The sequence below is a fragment of the Rothia sp. HMSC058E10 genome, assembly GCF_001809415.1.
GTDB classification, from domain to species: Bacteria; Actinomycetota; Actinomycetes; order Actinomycetales; family Micrococcaceae; genus Rothia; species Rothia dentocariosa.
Map to the genome: position 1 here is coordinate 56,515 of NZ_KV797613.1, position 23,231 is coordinate 79,745.

At 55.9% G+C, this 23,231-nt stretch carries 18 protein-coding genes, 1 tRNA gene and 1 riboswitch; of the genes, 12 read left to right on the forward strand and 7 right to left on the reverse strand.

What is annotated here, in order from left to right:
* Positions 1–29 precede the first annotated feature (29 nt).
* Positions 30–2,231 carry a S9 family peptidase gene (locus HMPREF2609_RS02410; RefSeq protein WP_070534874.1) on the reverse strand — a complete coding sequence of 734 codons (2,202 nt, stop codon included), beginning with the start codon at positions 2,229–2,231 and terminating at the stop codon, positions 30–32.
* A 171-nt stretch (positions 2,232–2,402) separates the two neighbouring features.
* Between HMPREF2609_RS02410 and HMPREF2609_RS02415 the strand changes: the two genes are divergently transcribed.
* Both HMPREF2609_RS02415 and HMPREF2609_RS02420 read left to right on the forward strand, forming a co-directional pair.
* Positions 2,403–3,407: an Abi family protein gene (locus tag HMPREF2609_RS02415; RefSeq protein ID WP_065423715.1), complete on the forward strand. Its 1,005-nt coding sequence runs from the start codon at positions 2,403–2,405 to the stop codon at positions 3,405–3,407.
* 301 nt (positions 3,408–3,708) lie between these two features.
* The gene (locus tag HMPREF2609_RS02420) at positions 3,709–4,455 is read left to right on the forward strand and encodes an SDR family NAD(P)-dependent oxidoreductase (RefSeq protein WP_070534877.1); all 747 of its coding nucleotides are present in this window, start codon (positions 3,709–3,711) and stop codon (positions 4,453–4,455) included.
* A gap of 105 nt (positions 4,456–4,560) precedes the next feature.
* Here HMPREF2609_RS02420 and rsgA read toward each other — a convergent pair whose 3' ends face one another.
* From rsgA to HMPREF2609_RS02440, 4 genes are all read right to left on the reverse strand, one after another.
* A complete protein-coding gene (gene rsgA / locus HMPREF2609_RS02425) occupies positions 4,561–5,709 on the reverse strand; it encodes a ribosome small subunit-dependent GTPase A (RefSeq protein WP_231375383.1) in 1,149 nt (382 codons plus the stop codon).
* A gap of 117 nt (positions 5,710–5,826) precedes the next feature.
* Positions 5,827–6,621: a hypothetical protein gene (locus HMPREF2609_RS02430; RefSeq protein ID WP_048753028.1), complete on the reverse strand. Its 795-nt coding sequence runs from the start codon at positions 6,619–6,621 to the stop codon at positions 5,827–5,829.
* A gap of 9 nt (positions 6,622–6,630) precedes the next feature.
* Entirely contained in the window at positions 6,631–7,380 is a 750-nt protein-coding gene (locus HMPREF2609_RS02435) for a hypothetical protein (protein ID WP_246825542.1), read from the reverse strand.
* A gap of 17 nt (positions 7,381–7,397) precedes the next feature.
* Positions 7,398–8,399 carry an ABC transporter ATP-binding protein gene (locus tag HMPREF2609_RS02440; protein WP_048753031.1) on the reverse strand — a complete coding sequence of 334 codons (1,002 nt, stop codon included), beginning with the start codon at positions 8,397–8,399 and terminating at the stop codon, positions 7,398–7,400.
* A 581-nt stretch (positions 8,400–8,980) separates the two neighbouring features.
* Positions 8,981–9,094, forward strand: a riboswitch (SAM riboswitch).
* A gap of 109 nt (positions 9,095–9,203) precedes the next feature.
* Here HMPREF2609_RS02440 and HMPREF2609_RS02445 point away from each other — a divergent pair.
* Both HMPREF2609_RS02445 and HMPREF2609_RS02450 read left to right on the forward strand, forming a co-directional pair.
* Entirely contained in the window at positions 9,204–10,550 is a 1,347-nt protein-coding gene (locus tag HMPREF2609_RS02445) for a bifunctional o-acetylhomoserine/o-acetylserine sulfhydrylase (RefSeq protein WP_070534879.1), read from the forward strand.
* 97 nt (positions 10,551–10,647) lie between these two features.
* Positions 10,648–11,931 (forward strand): homoserine O-acetyltransferase MetX, encoded by a 1,284-nt coding sequence (locus HMPREF2609_RS02450; RefSeq protein ID WP_070534881.1) that lies wholly within the window; start codon positions 10,648–10,650, stop codon positions 11,929–11,931.
* A gap of 124 nt (positions 11,932–12,055) precedes the next feature.
* On the opposite strand, the gene HMPREF2609_RS02455 is transcribed toward HMPREF2609_RS02450, so the two are convergent.
* The gene (locus HMPREF2609_RS02455) at positions 12,056–12,871 is read right to left on the reverse strand and encodes a MerR family transcriptional regulator (protein WP_070534883.1); all 816 of its coding nucleotides are present in this window, start codon (positions 12,869–12,871) and stop codon (positions 12,056–12,058) included.
* Positions 12,872–12,966: 95 nt separating this feature from the next.
* Between HMPREF2609_RS02455 and HMPREF2609_RS02460 the strand changes: the two genes are divergently transcribed.
* Complete coding sequence (locus HMPREF2609_RS02460; protein WP_048755112.1) at positions 12,967–13,731, forward strand: alpha/beta hydrolase; 765 nt, start codon at positions 12,967–12,969, stop codon at positions 13,729–13,731.
* 100 nt (positions 13,732–13,831) lie between these two features.
* Here HMPREF2609_RS02460 and HMPREF2609_RS02465 read toward each other — a convergent pair whose 3' ends face one another.
* Complete coding sequence (locus HMPREF2609_RS02465) at positions 13,832–14,044, reverse strand: RNA-binding S4 domain-containing protein (RefSeq protein ID WP_048755111.1); 213 nt, start codon at positions 14,042–14,044, stop codon at positions 13,832–13,834.
* A 161-nt stretch (positions 14,045–14,205) separates the two neighbouring features.
* Here HMPREF2609_RS02465 and HMPREF2609_RS02470 point away from each other — a divergent pair, with 161 nt between their 5' ends.
* The 7 genes from HMPREF2609_RS02470 to HMPREF2609_RS02500 all read left to right on the forward strand — a co-directional run bounded on the left by HMPREF2609_RS02470 (position 14,206) and on the right by HMPREF2609_RS02500 (position 23,214).
* Positions 14,206–15,585, forward strand: a complete 1,380-nt coding sequence (locus HMPREF2609_RS02470) for a glycine--tRNA ligase (protein WP_070534885.1) — start codon at positions 14,206–14,208, stop codon at positions 15,583–15,585.
* Between the two features lie 80 nt (positions 15,586–15,665).
* Positions 15,666–16,730: a GNAT family N-acetyltransferase gene (locus HMPREF2609_RS02475; protein WP_070534888.1), complete on the forward strand. Its 1,065-nt coding sequence runs from the start codon at positions 15,666–15,668 to the stop codon at positions 16,728–16,730.
* A gap of 139 nt (positions 16,731–16,869) precedes the next feature.
* Positions 16,870–18,036 carry a tRNA dihydrouridine synthase DusB gene (gene dusB / locus HMPREF2609_RS02480; RefSeq protein WP_070449133.1) on the forward strand — a complete coding sequence of 389 codons (1,167 nt, stop codon included), beginning with the start codon at positions 16,870–16,872 and terminating at the stop codon, positions 18,034–18,036.
* Positions 18,037–18,146: 110 nt separating this feature from the next.
* Positions 18,147–19,508 (forward strand): deoxyguanosinetriphosphate triphosphohydrolase, encoded by a 1,362-nt coding sequence (locus tag HMPREF2609_RS02485; RefSeq protein WP_070534890.1) that lies wholly within the window; start codon positions 18,147–18,149, stop codon positions 19,506–19,508.
* A gap of 105 nt (positions 19,509–19,613) precedes the next feature.
* Positions 19,614–21,644 carry a DNA primase gene (dnaG, locus tag HMPREF2609_RS02490; RefSeq protein ID WP_070534892.1) on the forward strand — a complete coding sequence of 677 codons (2,031 nt, stop codon included), beginning with the start codon at positions 19,614–19,616 and terminating at the stop codon, positions 21,642–21,644.
* Positions 21,645–21,733: 89 nt separating this feature from the next.
* A tRNA-Asn gene (locus HMPREF2609_RS02495) sits at positions 21,734–21,806 on the forward strand.
* Between the two features lie 544 nt (positions 21,807–22,350).
* Positions 22,351–23,214 carry a phage holin family protein gene (locus tag HMPREF2609_RS02500; RefSeq protein WP_048753045.1) on the forward strand — a complete coding sequence of 288 codons (864 nt, stop codon included), beginning with the start codon at positions 22,351–22,353 and terminating at the stop codon, positions 23,212–23,214.
* Positions 23,215–23,231 lie beyond the last annotated feature (17 nt).

A 23,231-nucleotide genomic window follows, 5' to 3' on the forward strand; every position in this document is an offset into this window, starting at 1 on the left:
CAAATCTGCGTGCGGAAGGGTATACCCGCTTATTTGGTAATCCCTAGGTGCGTGAGGATGAAGGCGTAGTCCCAAGCGATCTCACGCCAGCGGGTATACCGCCCGGAACCCCCTCCATGTCCGCCAGTCATATCGATCTTCAACAGCGGGGTGGGGGATGACGGGTCGATGGTTTCGCGCAGTTTTGCAACCCATTTGGCGGGCTCCACATAGAACACGCGTGTATCGTGCAAGCTGGTTACTGCCGCGATGGCGGGGTAGCGCACAGGGCGGATGTTCTCATAGGGAGTGTAGGACTTCATGTACTCGTACACTTCCTTATCTTCAATGGGGTTGCCCCATTCTTCCCATTCCAAAGCAGAAAGCGGCAGGTCAGGGTCAAGGATGGTGGTGAGCGCATCCACGAAGGGGACCTGGGCTATTGAGACCGCATATTTCTCAGGAGCCAGGTTCAGCACGGCACCCATGAGCAACCCGCCTGCAGAACCACCGTAGCAGGCGATACGCGCAGGATCCGCCCACGGCTTGGTCGCCAGGTAATCGGTGACATCCACAAAATCAGTGAATGAGTTCTTCTTGTGAAGCTTCTTGCCGTTGAGGTACCAGGTGCGCCCCATCTCGCCGCCACCGCGAATATGCGCAATCACGTACACCACTCCGCGGTCCAGAATCGACAGTGTGGGGATAGAGAACATGGGGTCCATCGAAATTTCGTAGGAGCCGTAAGCATACTGAAGCACCGGATGCGGCTGTGTCAGGTCAAGATCGGCGCGGTGAATCACCGAGATGGGGATGAGGGTTCCATCGGCGGCGGGTGCCCAGTCACGGTAGGCACGATAATCCTCACGCTGATAACCCCCAAGCACCGGGGTCTCGCGGCGCAGAAGCAGGGTCTGCGACATGGGGAAATAATCGTATACACGGCGCGGAGTTAGGAATGAGGTGTAGGCGATGCGGATAACCGGGGAATAGTTCTCGGCACGCAGCACGCCAGCGGTGTACAGTTCCTCATCGAACCCGGCAGGCTCCATGAACGTGATACCTGCGGGCTTCTTGCGGCGCCACTGCACGGGCAGCTGCTCCCGCGGGGCAAGGAACAGGCGGGTGGTTGTATCCGCGCGGGCGGTCACCACCAGGTGGGTCGCAGAGAGTGTGAACCCTTCGAGGCGAACATTTTCGCTGTGACGAATCACCGGAACCCAACGCTTCGAATATTCCTCTAAAGATTCGCCTTCCTGCGGCATATCGGCGAGCACCAGCTCCGAGTTCAGCGCCTTATAGTCGTGCTGAATCAGCAGATGGGTTTCACCGGCAATCGTGATCGGCTCCGCCTGGTACTCAATGCGCGCATCCCGCGGAATAATCACGCGCGGCGTGCTCTTCGGCTCGGCAATAGGCACTAGGCTGACCTCGGTAAACTCGGAGTTGCCGCTTGAGAGTACGATGGACGAACGGTCGGCGCTCATTGCTGAACCCAGCCACATGGTGGGGTCAGTTTCCTCGTAGATCAGGTGGTCTTCGGTGTCCGCGCCAATATCGTGCACATACACGCGGTAGGGCCGCCACGAATCGTCCGGCACCGTGTACACGAGCTGCTGCGCATGGTTAATGAAGAACGACCCGCCGCTAATATTCGGGATGGTATCGGGCAGGAACTCGCCGGTTTCCAGGTTGAGGAAGCGCTGCTCGTAACGTTCGTCGCCTTTCTCATCAACCGAAATGCTCAGAAGCTTACCGTTACGCGAAGGCTGGAACACGCCGAGTGCGAAGAACTCCATGTCTTTGGCGTACTCATTGCAGTCAAGCACCACCGATTCGCCCTCTAGCGGCTCGCCGGGCTTAATAACCGGGGGAGTGTAGCGCACCACCTCGTCGCCCTCATGCAGGGCAGGGTAACGGTAGAAAATCGGGTACTGCCCGCCGGGAACCATGCGGCTGTAATACCACCAATCGCCGATGCGGTTCGGAACCGTCAAATCTGTGAGCAGGGTACGGGACTTGATCTCCTCAAAGATGCGCTCGCGTAGCGGCTGCTGATCCGCTGTGACGGCGGCGGTGTAGTCTGCCTCCGCGTTCAGGTAGTCGAGGACTTCCTGATTTTCTTTATCGCGCATCCACTCGTAATGGTCGATAAAAGTGTCGCCGTGATACTCACGAATATGCTCAACTTTTTTAGGGATGGGAACGAGGGGCATTTCTTCTGTCTGCGTGGTGTTCGATGCGTCGCTCATGGGGCTCCTTGACTCGGGCTCGACTAGTTGGCGAATGCTTTGTTAGCTTGTTCTCTAGTGTAGCGACTTGAGAGGTAAATTACTGCCCTAGCACGGTTTTTGGGGTGATATTGGGATCAAGAACGTGTAGAATGGAGGCAATCGTTCAGCCCGCCTCGATTTACATTGAGAGTGGGCTGGATCTCTTTTTATATATCAAAGGCGGATACATTGGGAACAATACCTCTAAAGCCACCAATAACGCTTGAGCAGCAGATTGAGCGGTTACGTAAGCGGGGGATGAGCATCGAAGATGATATAGCTCAGCAGTGGCTAAGTAATATCTCTTATTACCGTTTGTCAGCGTATTGGTATCCGAATCGAATTATAACTAAAAATTCTGATGGACAAATATGTAGAGGTGATCTGTTTATGCCCAGAACCTCGTTTGAAGATGTTATAGCTCTTTATGAGGCTGATCGTAAGCTTCGTACGCTTATTCATGATGGTATCGAACGTATTGAAGTAGCTTTACGAGCTCGTATTGGTGAGTTGTTAGTTTCTGAAGGATCACTAAGTTATCGTAATAAGATTATATTTCGGCCTAATTTTAAACATGAAGAATGGCTAGAAACTGCTGATAAACGCGTTTCTCGTGCTATGCGACGTAATGAATCTATTAAGCATTATGCAGATCAATATGGTGGTCAATACCCTTTTTGGGTTCTTGCTGATGTCCTTGATTTTTCTGATATTTCAAAGCTTTATGAAGGGTTGAAAACAACTGATCAATATAAATTGGCGGAAGATTTAGGCGTGAATATTGACCTAAATCTGCTGCCCGCAAATCTGCGGAGGAAAACACTTCGCAGTCATCCACTTGTACGCTGGTTTGAGCAACTATCCATTGTGAGGAATACATGTGCTCATCATGGAAGACTCTGGAATAAGTCTTTTACCCCTGCCTCTACCAATGCTTTGCGTACGGTACATGGGCTTTCTACTTTACCTGACGGGCAAAGTGGACGGATCTATGGCACTCTTGTCCTTATGGCATTTTTGTTGCGAACTATATCCCCTAATTCATCGTGGCAAGGAAAAATTGTTAATCTTCTTGAGGATAAATTTATACCGAATCCAATAGTATCCATGAAAAGCATGGGTTTGCCGAATAGTTGGTCCGGCTCCCTTTTATAGGCCTAATAAGAATTGTTATTCTTTTTAATAACTTGCCCTTTGGAGTTATTTGCAGTGCTAAAACTGTGCTATCAACTAGTTTGAGACAGATATATCCCGCAATAACGATGGTAAACCAGAAGGTTTTTACCGGGGAGCCAATGCCTGTGCTGGACCTAGAAATCTGCAGCGGCGTATCTGTCGATGCCATATCTAGCGATAGGTACAGTGTCCCTTGATAGACAGCTCCTCTTTTATTTCACTATGCTGAAAGGTGATGCTGAACTTTCAGCGTCTTTCACAGCTCATACAAGGAGGAAATATGGCACAGATCGCTCTCGTCACCGGCGCCAGCCGCGGTATTGGTAAGGCGACTGCGGTTCGGCTGGCGCAGCTGGGGTATCACGTGATTGCGCAGCACCGTGCGGAGAACCCGGACTTCAGTGAGGTAGAGGCTGTCGCATCCGAGCGCGGGGTAAAAGTAACACCTGTACAGGCTGATTTCTCAGACCCGCAGTCCGTTTCTGTCTTTCTGGCTCACGTGAAGGATGCGCTGGGTGGGGATACTCTCGACGTTGCTGTGCTCAACGCAGGTGTTGGCACGCAGGGAACCTTCCAGGAGCTCGATGGAGAGGCTCTGCGCAGTCTGCTGCAGATCAATACGGTTGCCCCCTACGAACTTGCTGCCGGGCTGGTGCCGCTTATGAGCGCACCGGGTGGGCGTTATGTTTTCACCGGGTCGGTTTTGACTCGCTACGCGTTCCCCGCGATGACGGGCTATGGTATGAGTAAGATTGCACTGGAATACCTGGTGCGGAATATGGCTGTTGAGCTTGGACCTCAGGGTATTACAGTGAACCTTGTGGCGCCCGGGGTGGTCGATACTGACATTAATGCCGCCTGGCTGCGCGATAATGCGGAGGCAGCCGAATTCGTGAAATCCGGCAATGCGATGAAGAAGGTTACCCAGCCTGAGGATGTAGCAGAAGTAATTGGTCTGCTCACTCAGAACTCATCGCAAACAATTACCGGGCAGATTATTGACGTCTCGATGGGCGATAAGCTCTAAATCCTGACGTCCGCGAGCAGGTAGGATTTGGCCGACCATGCCGAAAAATCCTACCTGCTCGGGACAAAAGACACCTGCTTGTGGATAGAGAGTAGGAAGAATCGTCTACCTGCTGCGTCCTTTGACACGCATGAGGGTGCGGCGGCCGCTCTTGTTCGCTTTGGTAAATCGACGGTTTTGCTCGCGGTACGCACGCTCATCTGCACGCAGGCGCTGATTTTCAGATTCGCGGCGCATCCGCTGGTAACGGTCGAAGCGCTCGGCATCCAAAAGCCCGGAACCGAGAGCCTCACGCACCGCGCATCCAGGTTCGCTGCGATGCGCACAATCCGTATAGCGGCATTTAGCGGCAAGAACCGAAATATCCGTAAAAGTCTCGTCGATGGCGTGAGGATCAGTTGTCGCTGCCAGTGCACGAACACCTGGCGTATCAATGACCACAGCATGTTTACCCACGAGCATGTGGCGAGAAGTTGTGGTGTGCCTGCCCTTGCCGTCGGAGGCACGAACACCTGAGACAACCTGCGGGATCGTCCCAGGCGCACCGCTAAAATACGTGTCTCCGAGCATCGTATTCACAAGTGTAGATTTTCCTGCACCGCTACGCCCCAGTAAAACTGCCGTTTTGCCGGTTAGGGATGCGTAGAAATCCGCAATACTCGCCGGCGAATCCACACTGACCGCGTGAACTGCATCTACATCGCGGCCTAAGGAGCTGCGGTAGTCCTCAAATGCATCTGCGGAACATAAATCGGTTTTTGTTAGCACTAGAACCGCTTCACACATGCTGGAGCGTGCCAGTGCCACGTACCGTTCGATGCGTCCCACCGAAGGCTCGGGGAATACTGGCTCCACAATGCATAGCGCATCAACATTCGCTGCTACCGGCTGCGCAGTTGAGATGCGCGTAGCACTCGGGCGGTCCAGGTAAGTGCGGCGCGGCAGAATAGCGAGCAGGACGGTGTGGTCTGGGTGCGCGTCAAGCAAAACCCAGTCACCAACGACTGGAAGACTCTCGGTCTCGTCATCATGCGGGGCAGTGGAGAGTGTCACCGAAAACGTACGCAAAGGTACGGCAGAGTCCGGGGCATCCGGGAAAGGAGCACCTATGGCCTCGAACCGGGTGCGGTGGATCGTGCTGACTCGGGCGATCGCGAGTTCGTGAAGATCGAGATTATCAGCGTAGGCGGCGGCTACAGCTTGCCCGTGCCAGAGGGCATCGTAGCCCAAAGACATAAGAGTAAAAGTAGACATTAAAATCCTCAAAATCTTGAGTAGTTACTGCCTCGCGAACAGATAGGATCTGACTGAGCAGGTAGAAAAACCCTACCTGCTCGGGACAAAAACCACCTGCTCGCGAGAAGGGAAAGGTTATAGCAGATTCGTGCGTGCACCCGAGCGGATGCGTCGCGCAGCGGCATGTACTAGGACAAGCCCCGCAAGTGCCCAAAGTACGCAGACTAGCACCTCAGTCACAACTGTTGAATCCACCATTTCAGAAGAGCCGCTCACCAAAGCAATCGTTCGTCCGCCGGGAACCAATGTACACAATGCCGCCAGCCACGCCGGGTATGCATCTACCGGCACGATCACGCCCGCACTGATAGGCAGAAGCGCTCCTAAGATAGTTCCTCCCAGATATGGGTCGGAAAGATACAACCCCAGCCCAGCGGCGAAAACACCCAGACATACACCTGCCATGAGAGCCAGGGGTAAGAGTGTCACAGAACGCACAAGCATGGACAGGCTGCCTTCAAGGGAACCACCGAAACCGGTATAGGCAGCTGCAACACCCAGGTTCGTGATGCCAGTGATCAGAGCTAAAAGCACGGGCATTGCAGAGACTCCCAGCCAATAAGCCGCATCAAACCGTCGGGCGGTGCACACCTGCTCGAACACTCCCAGCCAGCGGTCGGTCGCCGCGCGCGCCACAACACCGACTGCCACGCTGAGTACCACGCTTGCCAGGGCAGAGGCGCATGCGATCCGCACAGGATCAGGTGCGGAAAGATCGCGTCCTAGTAGAACGCTGAACAGCACGCTCATCCCCGGTACGATCACGAGGGTGCTGAGTGCCGTACCAACTGTGGCGAAGGTGATGGATGAAGACCACCCAACCTTGGCGGTACTGTTCAGACGATAGAGAAAGTTCGTTCGTTTAAACATCGCAGCCTCCTAGATTGCACCCAGAGTGCCATGTACCGTTGCCGCGCGTAGTGCTCGCCTACCCAATAGATATGCCGCGAGCATCCAGAGGGCTGTGACCGCACAGGTTTGCAGTACAACGCCCAGAAAGTCACCGAATGAGTTCATAGGCATCTGCCCAAGCAGAACCTTCACGGGTGCCTGAATCGGAATCAGCGTGCCGAGCCCATCAAGCCATGCAGGCGCGGAACTCTCGGTAAAAAGCACCCCGGAAGCCACGAAAACCGGCACAAGCAGCAGCTCCTCATAGGCGATAGCGTTCGGGGTCGCCACAAAGAACCCTGCAATCACGAAGGTCACCGCCAGACACGAGATCCACAGCAGCGAAAGACCCACCAGATAGCGTGCACCCACCTGAGTAAAGTCTGTAAAATCTACCGAGAAGGTGCACAGCGCCCAGAAAACCCAGGCCAATGGCAGGGCGGCAAGCCCAAAAATGGAGGCAGTTGAGACCACCGCTGCGAGCGCCCGCAGCGGGTTCACGGCACCATTGAGCAGATACACGAACGTTCCCCGGTAGCGCTCAAAGTTGAGGATTCCGGCACTAACAATGCACATGTTCCAGGTGCCGATAATACCTGCGCGAGTCCAGGCGAGGGTTGCATCAACTGGCCAGGCACCGGCGGCGAGCGCCTGCAGGGCCGTCGCCCCAAAGGTACTCAGCAGCAGTAATTGTAGGAAGTAGGGAACTGTGAGGAATTGGCGCAGAGAAAAAGACATCAAGCGAAGTTGCCGGTTCATCGTTTCAGTCCTTCCGCCATGGCCAGGTATGCCTCTTCGAGAGTGGCTGGGCGAGTATACAGTGGTGTGAGCATCTGAACCTCACGCTCAGCGAGAATACGGGTCAGCAGAGCCTCTGCGTGTTCGGTACTGAAGGGGTGCGGCTTTTCCGAAACAGAACGTTCATTCCAGTACACGGTGATCTCCCACTCGCTGCCGCGCGGGGTCAGCAACACTGTTCCCGCATCGCCCAAAGACCGAGCAAGTTCTTGAAGCACCGGCCCGGCATTCGCATCCACACGCCCCACGGTGGTAACGGAGATCCCGGCGTGCGCGGTAATATCCGCCACTGTGCCCGAAACCGCCATGCGACCGGCACCGATGACCGTGACCCGATGCGCTAACTCCTCAATCTCGCCCAGCAGATGGCTCGTGAGTAAAATGGCGGTGCCGTCATCAGCGAGGGCGCGAATTAGCTGGCGTATTGTCAGCGAAATATCTGGGTCAAGCCCATTCGTCGGCTCATCCAAAAGCAGCAGTTTTGGCTCGCCCAGCAGTGCCCGCGCGATGTGCAGACGTTGTTTCATACCGCGGGAAAACTCTTGTACCTTCTTCGCGGCGACATCTGCAAGATCGACCCGTTCCAAAGCGCTCGCCACCTGGGTACGGCGTTTGCGCGCGCTAACTCCGGCAAGGTCGGCGAAGAAGAGAAGATTATCGCGGGCGGATGCTCGCGGATAGAACCCGGTATCCCCGCCGAGTACAAGCCCTAGGGATGCGCGCGCACGCTGGGGGTGTGCAAGCGCATCCACCCCGTCGATGCGAACGGTACCGCTTGTGGGAGTCAGCAGTGTTGCGCACATCTGTACAACCGTTGTTTTCCCCGCTCCATTGGGACCGAGCAGAGCATGAATTTCGCCGGAACTTATGCTGAGTGAAACATTATCGACAGCGGTGAAAGCGCGTTCACCCTTGCCAAAGGTGCGGCATAGCTGTGCCGCGTCAAGAATTGTAGACATTGTGATAAAACCTTGCGGTGCTTAGTCACCCGAAGCCGCTTGAGCATGGTGTTCGCACGCCTGCAATACGTGGGACGGGTGAGATGAATAAGTCGTGAGAGAGGCACTTCTTAGTGCCTGAATAATCCCAAGTCACCGGCTGCAGGTGCGGAAGGTATAACAATAAAACCCTCAGAACTTTGGTGTCCCAAGCGCTCACTATGCGCTTCTGAAATGTATCGAACCAAAGCAGGGTTATTTCTGAAATTTTTAGAGCCCACCATCTGGGCGGGCATTCCGCGAGCCGGTGCGACTTTAGCGGGAAGTCATACCTCATCACTCCTAGATTCAAGGCTTCCACCAGTGTAGCATGGCTCACGATTGCCTACGCTGATGGTAATTTAGCGACGGCTAACGGCAGATCACATGGCTTTAGCGGTTCGGGTACAACATAGGCACGGTCACAAGCGCATAAGTATTGGTGTTTCTCCCAAACAATAGGCTGTCGTGAAAACAGTTCATAAAACGTCATCTTTGCAACAATGCGCCGAAAACGCGCATCCGGCTTGACCATGTGCGCTTCCTATGAAACTCTAGATGCAGGTCATGAGAGCCAGTGATAAGCCCCAGCTAGCTGGCCGGCAACCCTCCTCCGCGGTGGGGTGCCCTGGGTGAGGACCAGGCGTTGAACACAAAGTACAACGCAAGCGCGGGACCGATGTGCCCGATTCTGGTACATCGTTTTTTCGTTTGCAGAGAAGAAAGCCTAAGAACTCTGTACCGAAATCGGCATGCGGCCCCCTGAACTATTACAAGGAGCTTCGCATGAGCAACACTACAGTCCCGACTCCCGCCAATCCCGCCGGTTGGAAATTTGAAACCCGCCAGATTCACGCGGGGCAGGCACCGGATGCTGCAACGGGAGCTCGGGCGTTACCTATCTACCAGACCACCTCGTTCGTTTTCGAGAACGCAGAACAGGCCGCTAACCGTTTTGCTCTCACAGAGCTTGGGCCTATCTATACCCGTCTGAACAACCCCACCCAAGAGGTTATCGAAAACCGCATCGCATCCCTTGAAGGGGGAGTAGGGGCGCTTTTGCTGGCCTCAGGCCAAGCGGCTATTACCTATGCGATTCTTAATATTGCGGGCGCGGGCGACCATATCGTGGCTTCCCCATCGATTTATGGGGGAACCTACAACCTACTTAAATACACGCTTGCCGACCTCGGCGTTGAAACTACGTTTGTTGAAAACCCGGACGACCTGCAGCAATGGCGCGATGCGGTTCGCCCCAACACGAAACTCTTCTACGGAGAAACCGTACCTAACCCCCGGAATGATGTGCTCGACATCGAGCCTATCGCCCAGATCGCCCACGACAATGGCGTTCCCCTAATCGTTGATAACACTGTTCCCACCCCATATCTGGTGCGCCCCATCGAATTTGGTGCGGATGTTGTAATCCATTCCGCCACAAAATATCTGGGTGGGCACGGCACCTCAATCGGCGGCGTTATCGTGGACTCCGGGAATTTCGACTATGGAGCCAATCCCGAAAAGTTCCCCAAGTTCAACGAACCTGCCCCCGGTTACCACGGTCTAGTTTATGCCCGTGACTTGGGCAAAGACTCCGCTTTTGGTGCGAACCTTTCCTATATTCTCAAGGCGCGGGTTTCGCTTCTGCGCGACACCGGGGCGGCGATCTCTCCAACCAACGCCTTCAACATTGGTATCGGTCTGGAGACTCTTTCCCTGCGCATCGAACGCCATATCGAGAACGCGACCAAGGTCGCAAACTGGTTGGAGGAGCATCCGCTGGTCGATCAGGTGATCTGGGCCGGTCTGCCTTCCTCGCCCTGGTACGAGCGAGCCCAGAAGTACCTGCCGAAGGGGCCGGGCGCCGTCGTGGGATTCACCCTCAAAGACGCCGACCTGGAACAGACTCGCACCTTTGTGGATGCTCTGCAGCTGCATTCCAATGTGGCGAATATCGGCGATGTACGTTCGCTTGTTATTCATCCCGCATCCACCACCCACTCGCAGCTTTCCGAGGAAGAGCTAGAGGCAATTGGGGTGAGCAAAAACTTTGTGCGCCTCGCCGTAGGGATCGAGAATATTGACGATATTATCGCAGACCTAGAATTGGGTTTTGCGACTCTGAACGCCTAACCTGCACCGTCGCGACCGGGCTGCACAGTAAGTGCCCGGTCGCGGTATCGGTTTCTCGCCTGCCATTACCAAAACTACCGGTTACCCAGGAGAAAACATGACGGAAAATACCGTACACGCCACCTATCTGTCGCAGCTGCAGTATCCCAGCGCTCAGGGGTACCTGCGGCAGATGGCGATCGGTGATTTCACCCTCGAAAACGGTACCGTGCTTCCACAGGTGAACATTAGCTACGAGACGTGGGGGACTCTTAACGAAGCTGGGGACAACGCGATTCTTATTCTGCACGCCCTCACCGGCGACACCCATGTTTCGCGAGGGATTCCCACATCAGATATGCCTGCACCCAGTATCCGTGCGGTCGAAAGTGATGGTTGGTGGGAAGGTATTGTGGGGCCGGGTGCGGTGGTCGATACTACCAAGTATTTTGTGATAGCCCCCAATATCTTGGGTGGATGCTACGGCTCGACCGGTCCGGCAAGTATCGTACCCGAGGGGTACCCGGGTGCCGGGAAACCCTGGGGGTCACGCTTTCCTCACGTCACTATTCGCGACTCGGTACGAGCCGAAGCCGAACTTATCGCCCGGTTGGGGATTAAGAGTTTTCACCATGTAATCGGAGGATCGCTCGGCGGGGCACGCGCTATCGAATGGGCGGCAACCTTCCCCGAGCTGGTACGTGGATGCGCGGTCATCGCCGCCGGCCCCGCCGCCACTGCCGAACAGATTTCCTGGGCTCACACCCAGAACCTCGCCATCCGTGCTGATGCCAATTTTGCTTCCGGCGATTATTATGGGGGATCGGCACCCACGGCCGGGCTCGCGCTGGCGAGGCGCATAGCCCACACCACCTACCGCAGCCCAGCCGAGTTGGAGCATCGCTTTGGGCGGCAGGCAAACCGCGGCGAATCCACCGACGGCGGGTCCATTGGTGAGAACCGCGGACGATATGCGGTCGAAAGCTACCTGGACCACCATGGTGATAAGCTCGTTGAGCGTTTCGATGCCAATAGCTACCTTGCCGTGAATGAGGCGCTAATCTCGCACGATGTTGCACGCGGGCGCGGCAGCCTCTCGCATGCGCTTGCCCTCAGCGATTGTAAGTGGACTATCGCCGCCGTAAGCACCGATCGCCTGTTTTTCCCGCATGAATCGTACCGTCTGGCGGAGGCGCTGCCGGTTCCCGTAAAGGTCGATATTATCGAATCCGACCACGGACATGACGGTTTCTTAGTCGAATCCCGCCAGTTGGAGGCGATTCTCGCTAAGGCTCTCGGAGTCCCGGTTCCCGAGCGAGAGCGCGCTGTCGATGAAGGAAAATCCTTTCAAGATATAGCTGCTCTTTTCGGTTCGCCTCTTGAAACACAAAAACAGAACTAGCTTTCGTTTTTATATATCCGAACATAGAAACCGTACATAAAAGCCTTGTGAGGACTATATTTCGGCGTGAAATAAGTCCCCACAAGGCTTTGTGTACGGTACCGATATTTGTGAATGGACGAGGTTAGCACCAGGTCACATTCTCGGGGTCAAGACCGTGGGCGCGGGCATTCTCGTAGATGATGTCCCGCAGCCAGACAGCCAGTCCCGCAGCGAGCTTCTCGTAGTGCTCGTTGAAACGGGCGTCCTCAACATAACCGCGTGCCAGAATTGCGTGTTTGGCGGGGGTTACCTCGAAGAAGAAAAGTGAGGCGCGGTGCCGCTCGGCAAGCGCATTCGCTTCCTCACTGCCTGGCTGCACGCCACGAGTGAAAGCCTCGACGAGGGCTTGCTCAACCGTGTCAAGCTCCTGCTTGCCCTTCACCCAGTCGGTGCGGCTCATGGCCGCAGTACGGCGTTGGTATTCAGCCCAATCGTCGGTGTGCCCGTAACGCTCCTGCGCTTCTTGCTCACGTGCGGGGCTGAACCCGTCTCCCATAATTTCTGCTTTTTCTGCAGCGGTGAGCTGTTCGTTCTTAGGTGCCATTGCATCCTCCAAAAGTTGATCTAGTGTTGTTAGCATGCGCTCATAGACGGCCATTTTGCGCTGGAGCATATCTCGCTGGGCGAGTAGATGCTCGGTGCTGTTCGCTTCGTCCTGCAGTACGCTGCGAATGGCTTCAAGGCTCATGCCAATGGCGCGATACCCCATAATGACGGTGATGCGCTCAAGATCGGCATCACTGTAGTAGCGGTATCCGTTGAGCTCATCGTGCGCGGGGCTGATCAGACCCCGCTGTTCCCAGTGGTGAAGCGTGCGCACGGTCAGCCCGTGCAGGGATGCAGCCTCTCCTACGGTGTACTCGTGCTGCCCGCCATCTGGTGTAGTGTTCGCGTCCATGTTTTTACTGTAGATCCTGACGTTGGGTGAGGGTCAAGCCTTGAGCGGAAATCTATTTCGGTTGTTTATGGCAGGCTCCTCGGTAAGATGAAGATATGAGTGAAAATACGTACATTGTCGAATATTCCCGACCCGAGGATGAACGCGCCGGAACCCACCTGGTGCTTCTGCTGCATGGGTACGGTTCGCATGAGAAAGACCTGCTGTCGCTAGCTGAACATCTGCCGCAGGAGGGTATCACCTATGCGGGAATGCGCGCCCCGCAGCCGGTAGGCACCCAGTTTTCGGCGGACGCAACCGGTGCCCACATTCCCGCCGAGGCCATAGGTTACCAGTGGTACCCACTGGATCAACAGCTCAATGCGGATGTGCGGACCATAGAACAGGCCAGCGACTACGTGCTGGAGTGGGTCGAACAGCAAGAACCACACTACGCTTCAGTCTCGCTGGTGGGGTTCTCGCAAGGCATGGCGGTGGCAACTTCTATGGTGCGGCATCGCCCAGGAAAATTTGCCGCACTGGTGGGGCTCTCCGGATACGCGGTCGAATCGGACTCTCCTTATTTCAAGGATGACGAGCTCAAAGCCACCGGGCTGCCCGTTTTCTTCGGCAGGGACCAGGAAGACCCTATTATTCCGCAGCCCTTCGTGGATTACACCTACGAGTGGATTCGCGCATATACCGATGGCATCAAAGTTCTGTATGCGGGCGCCGGGCACGGGGTAAGCGCCCTGGAAATCCGCCATGTGGGCGAGTTCATCGACGTGAAGGTGCTGGGGCATGCGCCGCGCATCCGTGATGAGAAGGTAGCGGATGCAGCGGGTAATGCTGGGGTGTCAGAGCAAGAATCTGCCGACTAAAAGAACCTGAATAACGCATCTTGGGTTGTATAACGCACCGCCGGAAGGTGCGTTATACAACCCAAGATGCGTTATTGCGGGAGGGGAAAGGACAGAAAACCTAGTCCCGAGCCACCTGCGCACTTACCCCGTTGAAGCTCACCGTGTCGCCCGGATGCAGCTGTTTGCCCCGTGCCTCCTCAATCTGCCCATTGACCTTTACCAGCCCATGCTGGATTACTTCGCGTGCCTGTGCACCGTCTTCGACCAGATTAGCCAGCTTCAAAAACTGTCCCAGACGAATCATTTCGTCACGAATATAGATTTTCTCCATGTCACCAGTGTATCGGCGCCCAGAAACTACACGGCAAGACGGGTACGCAATGATACCCTAGTATCTTGTACTTGTGACCGTATATCCCGGCGCTTACCGCGCGCGGAAGAACACTGAACTCACGCACGCCACAGCCGGTGGCGGGGCATAAAGGAGTAAACATGGCAGAAAAGTCCACTCTCGACAATGTTATTGCGCTCGCTAAGCGCCGCGGCTTCGTCTTCCAGGCGGGTGAAATCTACGGCGGTTCCCGCTCCGCATGGGATTACGGTCCCCTTGGCGTGGAACTGAAAGAAAACATCCGTCAGCAGTGGTGGCAGCGTTTCGTGCGTTCACGCGCGGATATGGTCGGGCTGGACTCTTCGGTAATCCTGCCTCGCCCGGTGTGGGAAGCATCCGGGCACGTGGCAACCTTTATGGACCCGCTGGTGGAATGCCTCTCGTGCCACAGGCGTCAGCGCCAAGACCACCTGATTGAGGCTTTCGAAGCTAAAAAGGGGCGTGCACCCGAAAATATGGGTGAGGTTGTCTGCCCGAACTGCGGCACCCGCGGCGAATGGACCGAACCGCAGAACTTCTCAGGCCTGTTGAAAACCTACCTGGGGCCTGTCGATAACGAGGAAGGGCTGCACTTTCTGCGCCCCGAAACCGCGCAGGGCATCTTCGTAAACTTCAACAATGTGGTGACTGCGGCCCGTAAACGTCCGCCCTTCGGTATCGGGCAGATCGGTAAGGCGTTCCGCAACGAGATCACCCCCGGCAACTTCATCTTCCGCACCCGCGAATTCGAGCAGATGGAGATCGAATACTTCGTTCACCCCGATGAAGCAGATAAGCACTTTGACGCATGGGTTGAAGACTGCTGGAACTGGTTCGTTGACTTGGGCATTAACCCTGAGAACATGCGCCAGTTCGATGTTCCTGAGGACGACCGCGCGCACTACTCAGCGGGCACCATCGACATTGAGTACCGTTTTGGTTTCCAAGGCGGCGAATGGGGCGAACTCATGGGTGTGGCGAACCGCACCGATTACGACCTGGGCGTGCACAATGAACACTCGAACGCGAAGCTCGAATACTTTGATCAGGCCAGCGGCGAACGTTACGTGCCCTACGTCATTGAGCCTTCATTCGGCCTGACACGCTCCATGATGGCGTTCCTCGTCGATGCTTACGTTGAGGATGAAGCCCCGAATACTAAGGGCGGCGTCGATAAGCGCGTGGTGCTCAAACTCGATCCGCGCCTGGCACCGGTGAAGGCTGCCGTTCTGCCCCTGTCGAAGAAACCCGAACTCTCCGAGCCCGCCCACAAGCTGGCAGCCGACCTGTGCGGTGCCTGGAACATCGACTACGACGAAGCGGGAGCTATCGGCCGCCGCTACCGCCGCCAAGACGAAATCGGCACCCCGTTCTGCATTACCGTAGACTTCGATACTTTAGAGGATCAGGCGGTCACCATCCGCGAGCGCGACACCATGAGTCAGGAGCGCGTGGCGCTCGATCAGGTGAAGGCATACCTGGCGGCGCGTCTGGCCATATAGATTCTTTTCAATATGTACATGGGCGGGGTTCTCTGCAACAGAGAGCCCCGCCGGTATTTTCACTTAGTCACTAGGATCTGGTGCAGAACCTAGCCGATACGTACAATAGTGAGAACCCTATCCTCGCGGTGAAACCCGCGCATCCTGTGGAAGAAAGGCATCCCATGAACACCTACGAGTTTCGTCCATGGCGCGAAGGCGACGATTTAGAGCTTCTGCAGGTGTGGGGAGATCCGCGAAGCGAGCAGGAGGCGCTGCAGCGCACATCGTTCGGAGAGGCCTCGGATGCCCCCTTCAGTCGAACCCTCGTAGTCACCGATGCGGGCGTGCCAATCGCCGCCGGCGTCGTGACCGCATCGCTGCTGCACCCCCAGCGGCTGTGGGCGTATATCGAAGTGGCCGAAGGGCACCGCCGCGCCGGGCTGGGTACCGAGCTTTTAGACCGGTTGCGTGAGATCGCCGCCGAAAATGGGCAGGTTCCGAACGTCCGAGTGAAGCTGGCACCATTTAGCACCGGCGAGGAATTTGCCCAAGCGAAGGGCATGAAAATGATTCAGCGCTCGCGTCTGGTTCATATTGACGCGGGTGCGATTCCGCCAGTGCCCCTGCGTGAGGATGAGAACGACAAACCCACTCAGGCAATTGAGGATTTGGCGACCGGCTCGGTTGAGCTGACCTCGAAGCTCTGGGAGTTCTACCGCGATTCGCATGATTGGGATGTTCCCGCCGAGGTCGGGTTAGGGACCGTAAACCGGTATTTCCTCTCAGATGAGGCGCGCGCCTTCGGGGCGTTGGTACTGCGCGATAACATTCAGCAGGCTGAGAAAGAGGGGAAGAAAGGCGAAATCATTGCCTTTGCGGTGAGTTATCATCCTTTTGAGACTGACCCTGCCGCCGCGCTGGTCGATGAGAATACTGCGACTGAGGTTTTGCTCGGATATGACATGCAGAACGAAGGCGCGGTCGAGGCTATTATGCAGCTTCTTTCGCTGTTGACGGCGCAGTACCCGGTGTTGGTTGAGGTAGACGATTCGATGACCGCTCTCGTAGAGGTGACCGATGTTCTTCTGCGTGCTGGAACCGCGAGCGTGGAAGGTGACCCAACCTATATTTACGCAAGCGATTATCCGGGTTCCGCTTCCTAAAGATTAAGGCACCGACTATGCCGCAGAAAAACCGCACCATGAGGGCACGATAGCCGTATGGCACCCTGCCCAGTGCGCCTGTCGTGAACCGGGGTATGTGCATCCGTGCCGATTTGCGTGTGTATGCCACAATATAGAGGTGAATTCTGAAGCCTCCCACCTGAAATTACCGCCGCTGAACCTCGGTAAACTGACTGTTGAAACGCCCGTGGTGCTCGCCCCGATGGCGGGTGTTACGAATAAGGCGTTCCGTCGTCTGTGCCGCGAGTACGGCGGTGGATTATATGTGACCGAGATGGTGACGGCGCGCGCCCTCGTGGAACGCAAACCCGAGTCGATGCGCATTATCGAACACGATGCGGATGAGCAGATTCGCTCCATCCAGATCTACGGGGTAGACGCGGTTAACGTGGGTAAGGCTATTCGGCTGGTCGTGGAGGAAGACCGTGCGGATCATATCGACTTGAACTTTGGGTGCCCGGCGCCGAAAGTCACAAAACGCGGCGGCGGCGCGGCGCTTCCGTGGAAAACCGATCTCTTTACTGCGATTGTGCATACGGCGGTCAAAGAGGCTTCGCGCAACGATATTCCCCTGACCATCAAGATGCGTAAAGGTATTGATGATGACCACATCACGTTCCTTGAATCCGCTAAGATCGCCCGGGATGCGGGTGTCGCCGCCATAGCCCTGCATGGGCGCACCGCTGCCCAGCACTATTCGGGAACAGCGGATTGGGACTCCATCGCGCAGCTTCGCGAGGCGATTCCAGACGTTCCCATCTTAGGCAACGGCGATATTTTTGCCGCCGAAGATGCCGTGCGCATGGTCGAACAGACCGGTGTGGACGGCGTGGTGATTGGGCGCGGCTGCCAAGGGCGCCCGTGGCTTTTTGGCGATCTGCAGAATGCTTTTGAGGGTAGTACCGAGCGTATCCGACCTACTCTGAGTGAGGTTGCCGCAATGATTTACCGGCATGCCGAGCTGCTTGTTGAGACTTTTGCGGATGAGTACAAGGGTCTGCGTGAGATCCGTAAACATGTTGCCTGGTATTTCAAGGGCTACCCGGTGGGCGGCGAGCTGCGTGCCAAGATGGCGACCGTACCTGATTTAGCGACTTTCCGCGAACTGCTGGGGCAGCTTGATCACAGTATCGGGTATCCGGGGGCCGCGGTTGAAGGTTCGCGCGGCCGGGCCGGGAGCCCGAAGAAGCCGCATCTGCCGGATGGGTGGCTTAACTCCCGTATTTTAGGGGATGCTGAAAGGCTTGGACTCGTGGAGGCGGAACTCGATATCTCGGGCGGATAATCGGTCGGAGTTTATCGTAGTCTGATAAAAACATTGCGTCTAGGCGAAATAGTGCTTATATAAGTAGTAGACAAGGTGCCAGACGCACCGGGAGCAGGAACGGAGGAGCGATGACTCGCATTGCCGAAGAAGGGCAGGAACGTTGGGAATGGAACCTGCCCGCAGGGTACACCCCCGACGATTCGGAACGCTGGGTGCCCGAAATACATCCGTTCCGGGATCGCACCCCCTTTGAACGCGATCGTGCCCGTGTGCTTCACTCCTCTGCGCTGCGGCGTCTAGGCGCTAAAACCCAGGTCATGAACCCGGATACGGACGATTTCGTGCGTACCCGTCTCACTCATTCCCTTGAAGTCGCCCAGGTCGGGCGCGAAGTGGGCCGGATGCTCGGATGCGATCCAGACGTAGTTGATACTGCTTGCCTCTCTCATGACCTGGGGCATCCGCCCTTTGGACATAACGGTGAACGTGCTCTGAACAAGCTCGCCGCCCATATGGGCGGGTTCGAGGGCAACGCCCAAACCCTTAGGCTGCTCAGCCGCCTTGAACCGAAAGTGATCGCCGAACATGACGTATCTGCGGGTCTGAACCTGACACGAGCATCCCTGGACGCCACCTGCAAATACCCGTGGACACGCACAGACGCACCACGCCGCGCAGACGGCACCCAAACCCACAAATTCGGTGTTTACGAGGATGACCTGCCGGTCTTCGAATGGTTCCGTGAGGGCGCACACGACGCCGGGGTAGAGTCCCAGCGCAAATGCCTGGAAGCGCAGGTTATGGACCTTGCCGATGATATTTCATACTCGGTGCACGACGTTGAAGATGCAGTCTTCGGCGGGCATGTGCAGTTGGAACAGCTGCGCGAGGCGAAGCATCGGCAGGCCGTCTTTAACATGACCCGCCAATGGTATCTTCCAGATGCCACCGACGAACAGCTGGACTCAGCGCTTTGCCGCCTAGAGACCCTGAACCGGTGGGTTCCGTGCATGACCGGTTCGCGCGCCTCCTTAGCACAGTTCAAGGGACTTACTAGTAAACTTATCGGTCGTTTCGCCTGGAGCGCCGTGGAGGCGACCCGCGAACGTTACGGGCGAAACGCCCCGCTAACCCGCTATAGCGCCGAACTGATCGTACCGGAAGATACCCGAGACGAAATCGCTGTCATGAAGGGGATCGCAACCGCATTCGTTATGACGGTGCGCGACGCCCAACCCCATTACGAACACCAGCACGAAATACTGGGTATCCTAGTCGAAGCACTATACGAAGATTCCCAGCGTGCATACCCTCAGTACATCGACAGCATCTTCAGAACGGACTACGCGCAGCTGGGGACTCATGACGACGACGCACGCCTGCGCCTCGTCATTGATCAAGTGGCATCCCTAACCGACAGGTCGGCGGTTGCACTTTACACCCGCATCAACGGAACCCCCTGGATGCTGGGGGAGAAGCCCTTGTGGTAGCCTAGTCTTCCACGCGGCAAAGACAAGACAGAGACCCCGTGCATAGACGGGCATGAAATACCTTCTAAAACTGCTATTACAGCACGGTGCAGCAGAAATGAGACGATGGCTGGACTAATCCGCAAAGAAGACATTGATGAAGTACGCGCCCGTACCGATATCCGCGAAATCGTTGAGGGATACGTAACCCTCAAAGGTGCAGGTATCGGCGCGTATAAAGGGCTGTGCCCGTTCCACGACGAACGCACGCCCTCCTTCAATGTGCGTCCGCAAATGGGCACCTACCACTGCTTTGGATGCGGCGAATCCGGTGACGTCTACTCCTTCGTCATGGCGATGGAACACACCGGGTTTACCGAAACCGTTGAACGCTTAGCGGCGCGTATCGGCTACACCCTGCACTATGAAGGCGGAAACCCGCGAGACAGGTACGAAGCAAGCCTGCGCCGCCGACTTCTCGACGCCCACAAAATCGCCGCAGAGTTTTTTGAACGCAGCCTCTACTCAGCGAACGCAGGGGAAGCACAACGCTTTCTTGGCGCTCGCGGGTTCGACCCAGTCGCCACCAAAACCTTCGGGGTCGGATACGCCCCCCGCGGCTGGGACAATCTGCTCAAACATCTGCGTTCCCAAGGATTTACCGACGAGGAACTGCGCGCTACCGGTATGTTCTCTGAGGGAAACCGCGGCCTCTACGACCGTTTTCGTGGGCGCATCATCTGGCCTATCCGCACCGTAGCGGGCGAAACCATCGGATTCGGGGCACGCCGTCTCTTCGACGACGACCAAGGCCCCAAATATCTCAACACCCCCGAAACGCCGCTATACAAAAAATCGCAAGTGCTTTACGGCATCGACCTCGCCAAACGTGAGATGACCAAAACCAAACAGGTCGTCATCGTCGAAGGCTATACCGATGTTATGGCGGCACATCTGGCAGGCATCAAAACCGCCGTAGCAACCTGCGGCACCGCCTTCGGTGCAGGGCACATTAAAGTGGTACGCCGCATGATCACCGATGACGGCTCCGGCGGAGAAATTATCTTTACTTTCGATGGCGATGCCGCGGGACAGAAAGCCGCGCTCGCAGCGTTTGAAGAGGATCAGCGTTTCGTGGCACAAACATACGTGGCGGTCGCCCAAGAAGGTATGGATCCGTGCGATCTTCGCCTGCACAGGGGCGATGCGGCGGTACGATCCCTTATCGCCTCTCGCCGTCCGCTCTTCGAATTCGTCATCGACACAACCCTCAAACGCTTCGACCTGACCACCCTAGAGGGGCGTGTGCTGGCGATGCGCGCCATCGCGCCCATTATCGCCGGGATCAGGGACCGCGACCTGCGCCCGGCCTATATGCGTAAAGTCTCTGGACAGCTCGGTATGGAACTTGAGGAAATACAGCGTGCGGTCGCCTACGCCCAGCGCCATCCGCAGCAGAAAAAGCGGTACGAACCGGTGGCTCAGCAGCCCCAAACGCCCCGGTACGAGCAGGTACCTGGATATGGTCAGCAGGATCTGCAGAACTACTCAGCTCAACCGTGGAACGCATCTGCCGGAAACCCTGCGCCTCAGACAGAAAGGCCCTCGAACCCCGGAAATACTATGCCAGACACTCACAGCGATACTAGCGTGGCAAATACCGGCGGGGGAGAGCCAATACTCGCCCCCGACCCTGCCGATCCCGTGGCGCGTTTGGAAAAGGCCGCACTTGAAATCGCCCTGCAGCATCCTCATTTGATGAGCGTATCCCAGTGGCAGGAATTCGCCCGCGTAGAATTCCGCTACCGTATGCACCGTGAAATTTCTCGAGGCATCATACACGCGGCCTCCACGGTAGCGCCTGCCGCCGGGGTTGAATGGCTCAACGTAGTGCGTTCTGGTACTATCGCCGAGGTACACCCCGCGATCGCCGAACTGAGTGTAGCGGCGCTGCCCATAGCCCACGAAGAGCACCTCCCCAGGTTTATTGAGGGTACTCTCAACAGCCTCTTTATCCACCAGATCACCCGACAGAAATCCGACCTCATGATGCGTCTGGAGCAGCTCAGTTCGGCCTCTGACGGTGAAGAGTATGCGCACGTGCAACGAGAGCTTTTAGAGCTTGAAATGCGCCGCAGAACACTCACAAAAAACTAGTAAGGTACATCACTATACCCTAAGTTGCGGAGGCAACAAACAGCCGGTATAGTTATTACTCGTTGCGGATAAACGCCGTAACGGGATAATCCCCCGTAGCTCAATTGGCAGAGCATTCGACTGTTAATCGAAGGGTTACTGGTTCGAGTCCAGTCGGGGGAGCTTATTAAAGGGCCTCAGGTTACACCAGAGGTCCTTTCTCTATATGTTGACTGGAACCAGTAACCCACTTCGCCCTGCGAAAGCGCTGGGGCGCTTCCTATCGGGCTTCGTCTATTTCGAGTCCAGTCGGGGGAGCATTTAAAAGCCTCAGAGTAAAGCTCCGAGGCTTTTCTCATAGGGTGACTGGATTTTGCCAGTAACCCGCTCCATATTTTCTCAACGCTGGGGTCTCTAAATACCCTCACACAAGAACCATCTCGCGCATCAAACATCTCTGTCTCGAACACTATATGAATGCATACGCATAAAAGTTTTCGAGAAATTACACAGCACACGGTAAAATGCGAAAGATACCCTACGCACCATAAAACCGTGTACTGCCGCCTTCTGAAGATTTGATGGGAGCAGAAAAACCATACGGTTTGGTTGGTGTGATCGCTGGGGCGGCTGTGTAACAACACACCTGCGGTAAGAATAGAGCTAGAATAATAACCGTGGGGTGCTAAACAGAAGCTCCACACAGAACAATCACGGAGAGGTGGGCATGACCACAAACACTAATCCCCAAGGCATACGAGCAGGCATTGCAGGGATTAAGTCAAGTATCGCGGGTCTCTTTGATGCCGCTAAGGTACTTAAAACCCTAGGTATTAACCAGGTCAAAGACGAAGTCCAGATTGCAAAGCACGAGCTTAAGACCAAAGGCGTCGCTCTTGGCAAAGGTGCAGCGTTCCTCGCCGTCGCAGCTGTTTTTGCGTGCTTCATGGTCATCGCTATTATCGGTCTGCTTATCTTCCTCCTTGGACAGCTTGTACCTTTATGGGCCTCAGCGCTGATTTGGGCAGGCGTCTTCCTCATTATTCTCGCCATTTTAGGGCTTATCGGATATAAAAAAGTTAAAGCCCAGCTGCCCTTTGCTCCCGAATCGGCAATCTTCGGCGTTCTCTTTGATCTCGGCGTGCTTCGTGAAGGCAGCGCAATGACAGCCTCCCGTTTGAAACAAGAGCAGGCTGAACGGGCAGCGCGCAAGCAGGCAGAGCGTGAGGCCGCAGCAGAGAAGGCACGCCAAGAAGCTGAAGAACGTAAGGCACGCGGCGAAGAAGAACCCAAGCCGCTCACCATTGAGCAGATTCAGCAGCGCACTAAAGAACGTCGCGCACACCTTGCAGCTTTGCGCGATGACATGCAGAAGTACGCACAGAGTGCTCAATCCTTCACCCAATCAACCGTAGACTCTGCAAAGACCAGTGTGCAGAACGCGCCCAGCAGCGCGGCTACCGTTGGGCGCAACATGGTCAGTAACGCATCCAAGCCTGAGGTTGTTAAGGCTCGGTGGAAGTCCTTCGCAGCTCTGGGCGCATCACTCTCTGCAGTCGTACTCTTCCTCCGAAAGATTGTGCGACGCTAACGCAAGTATCTGCACCA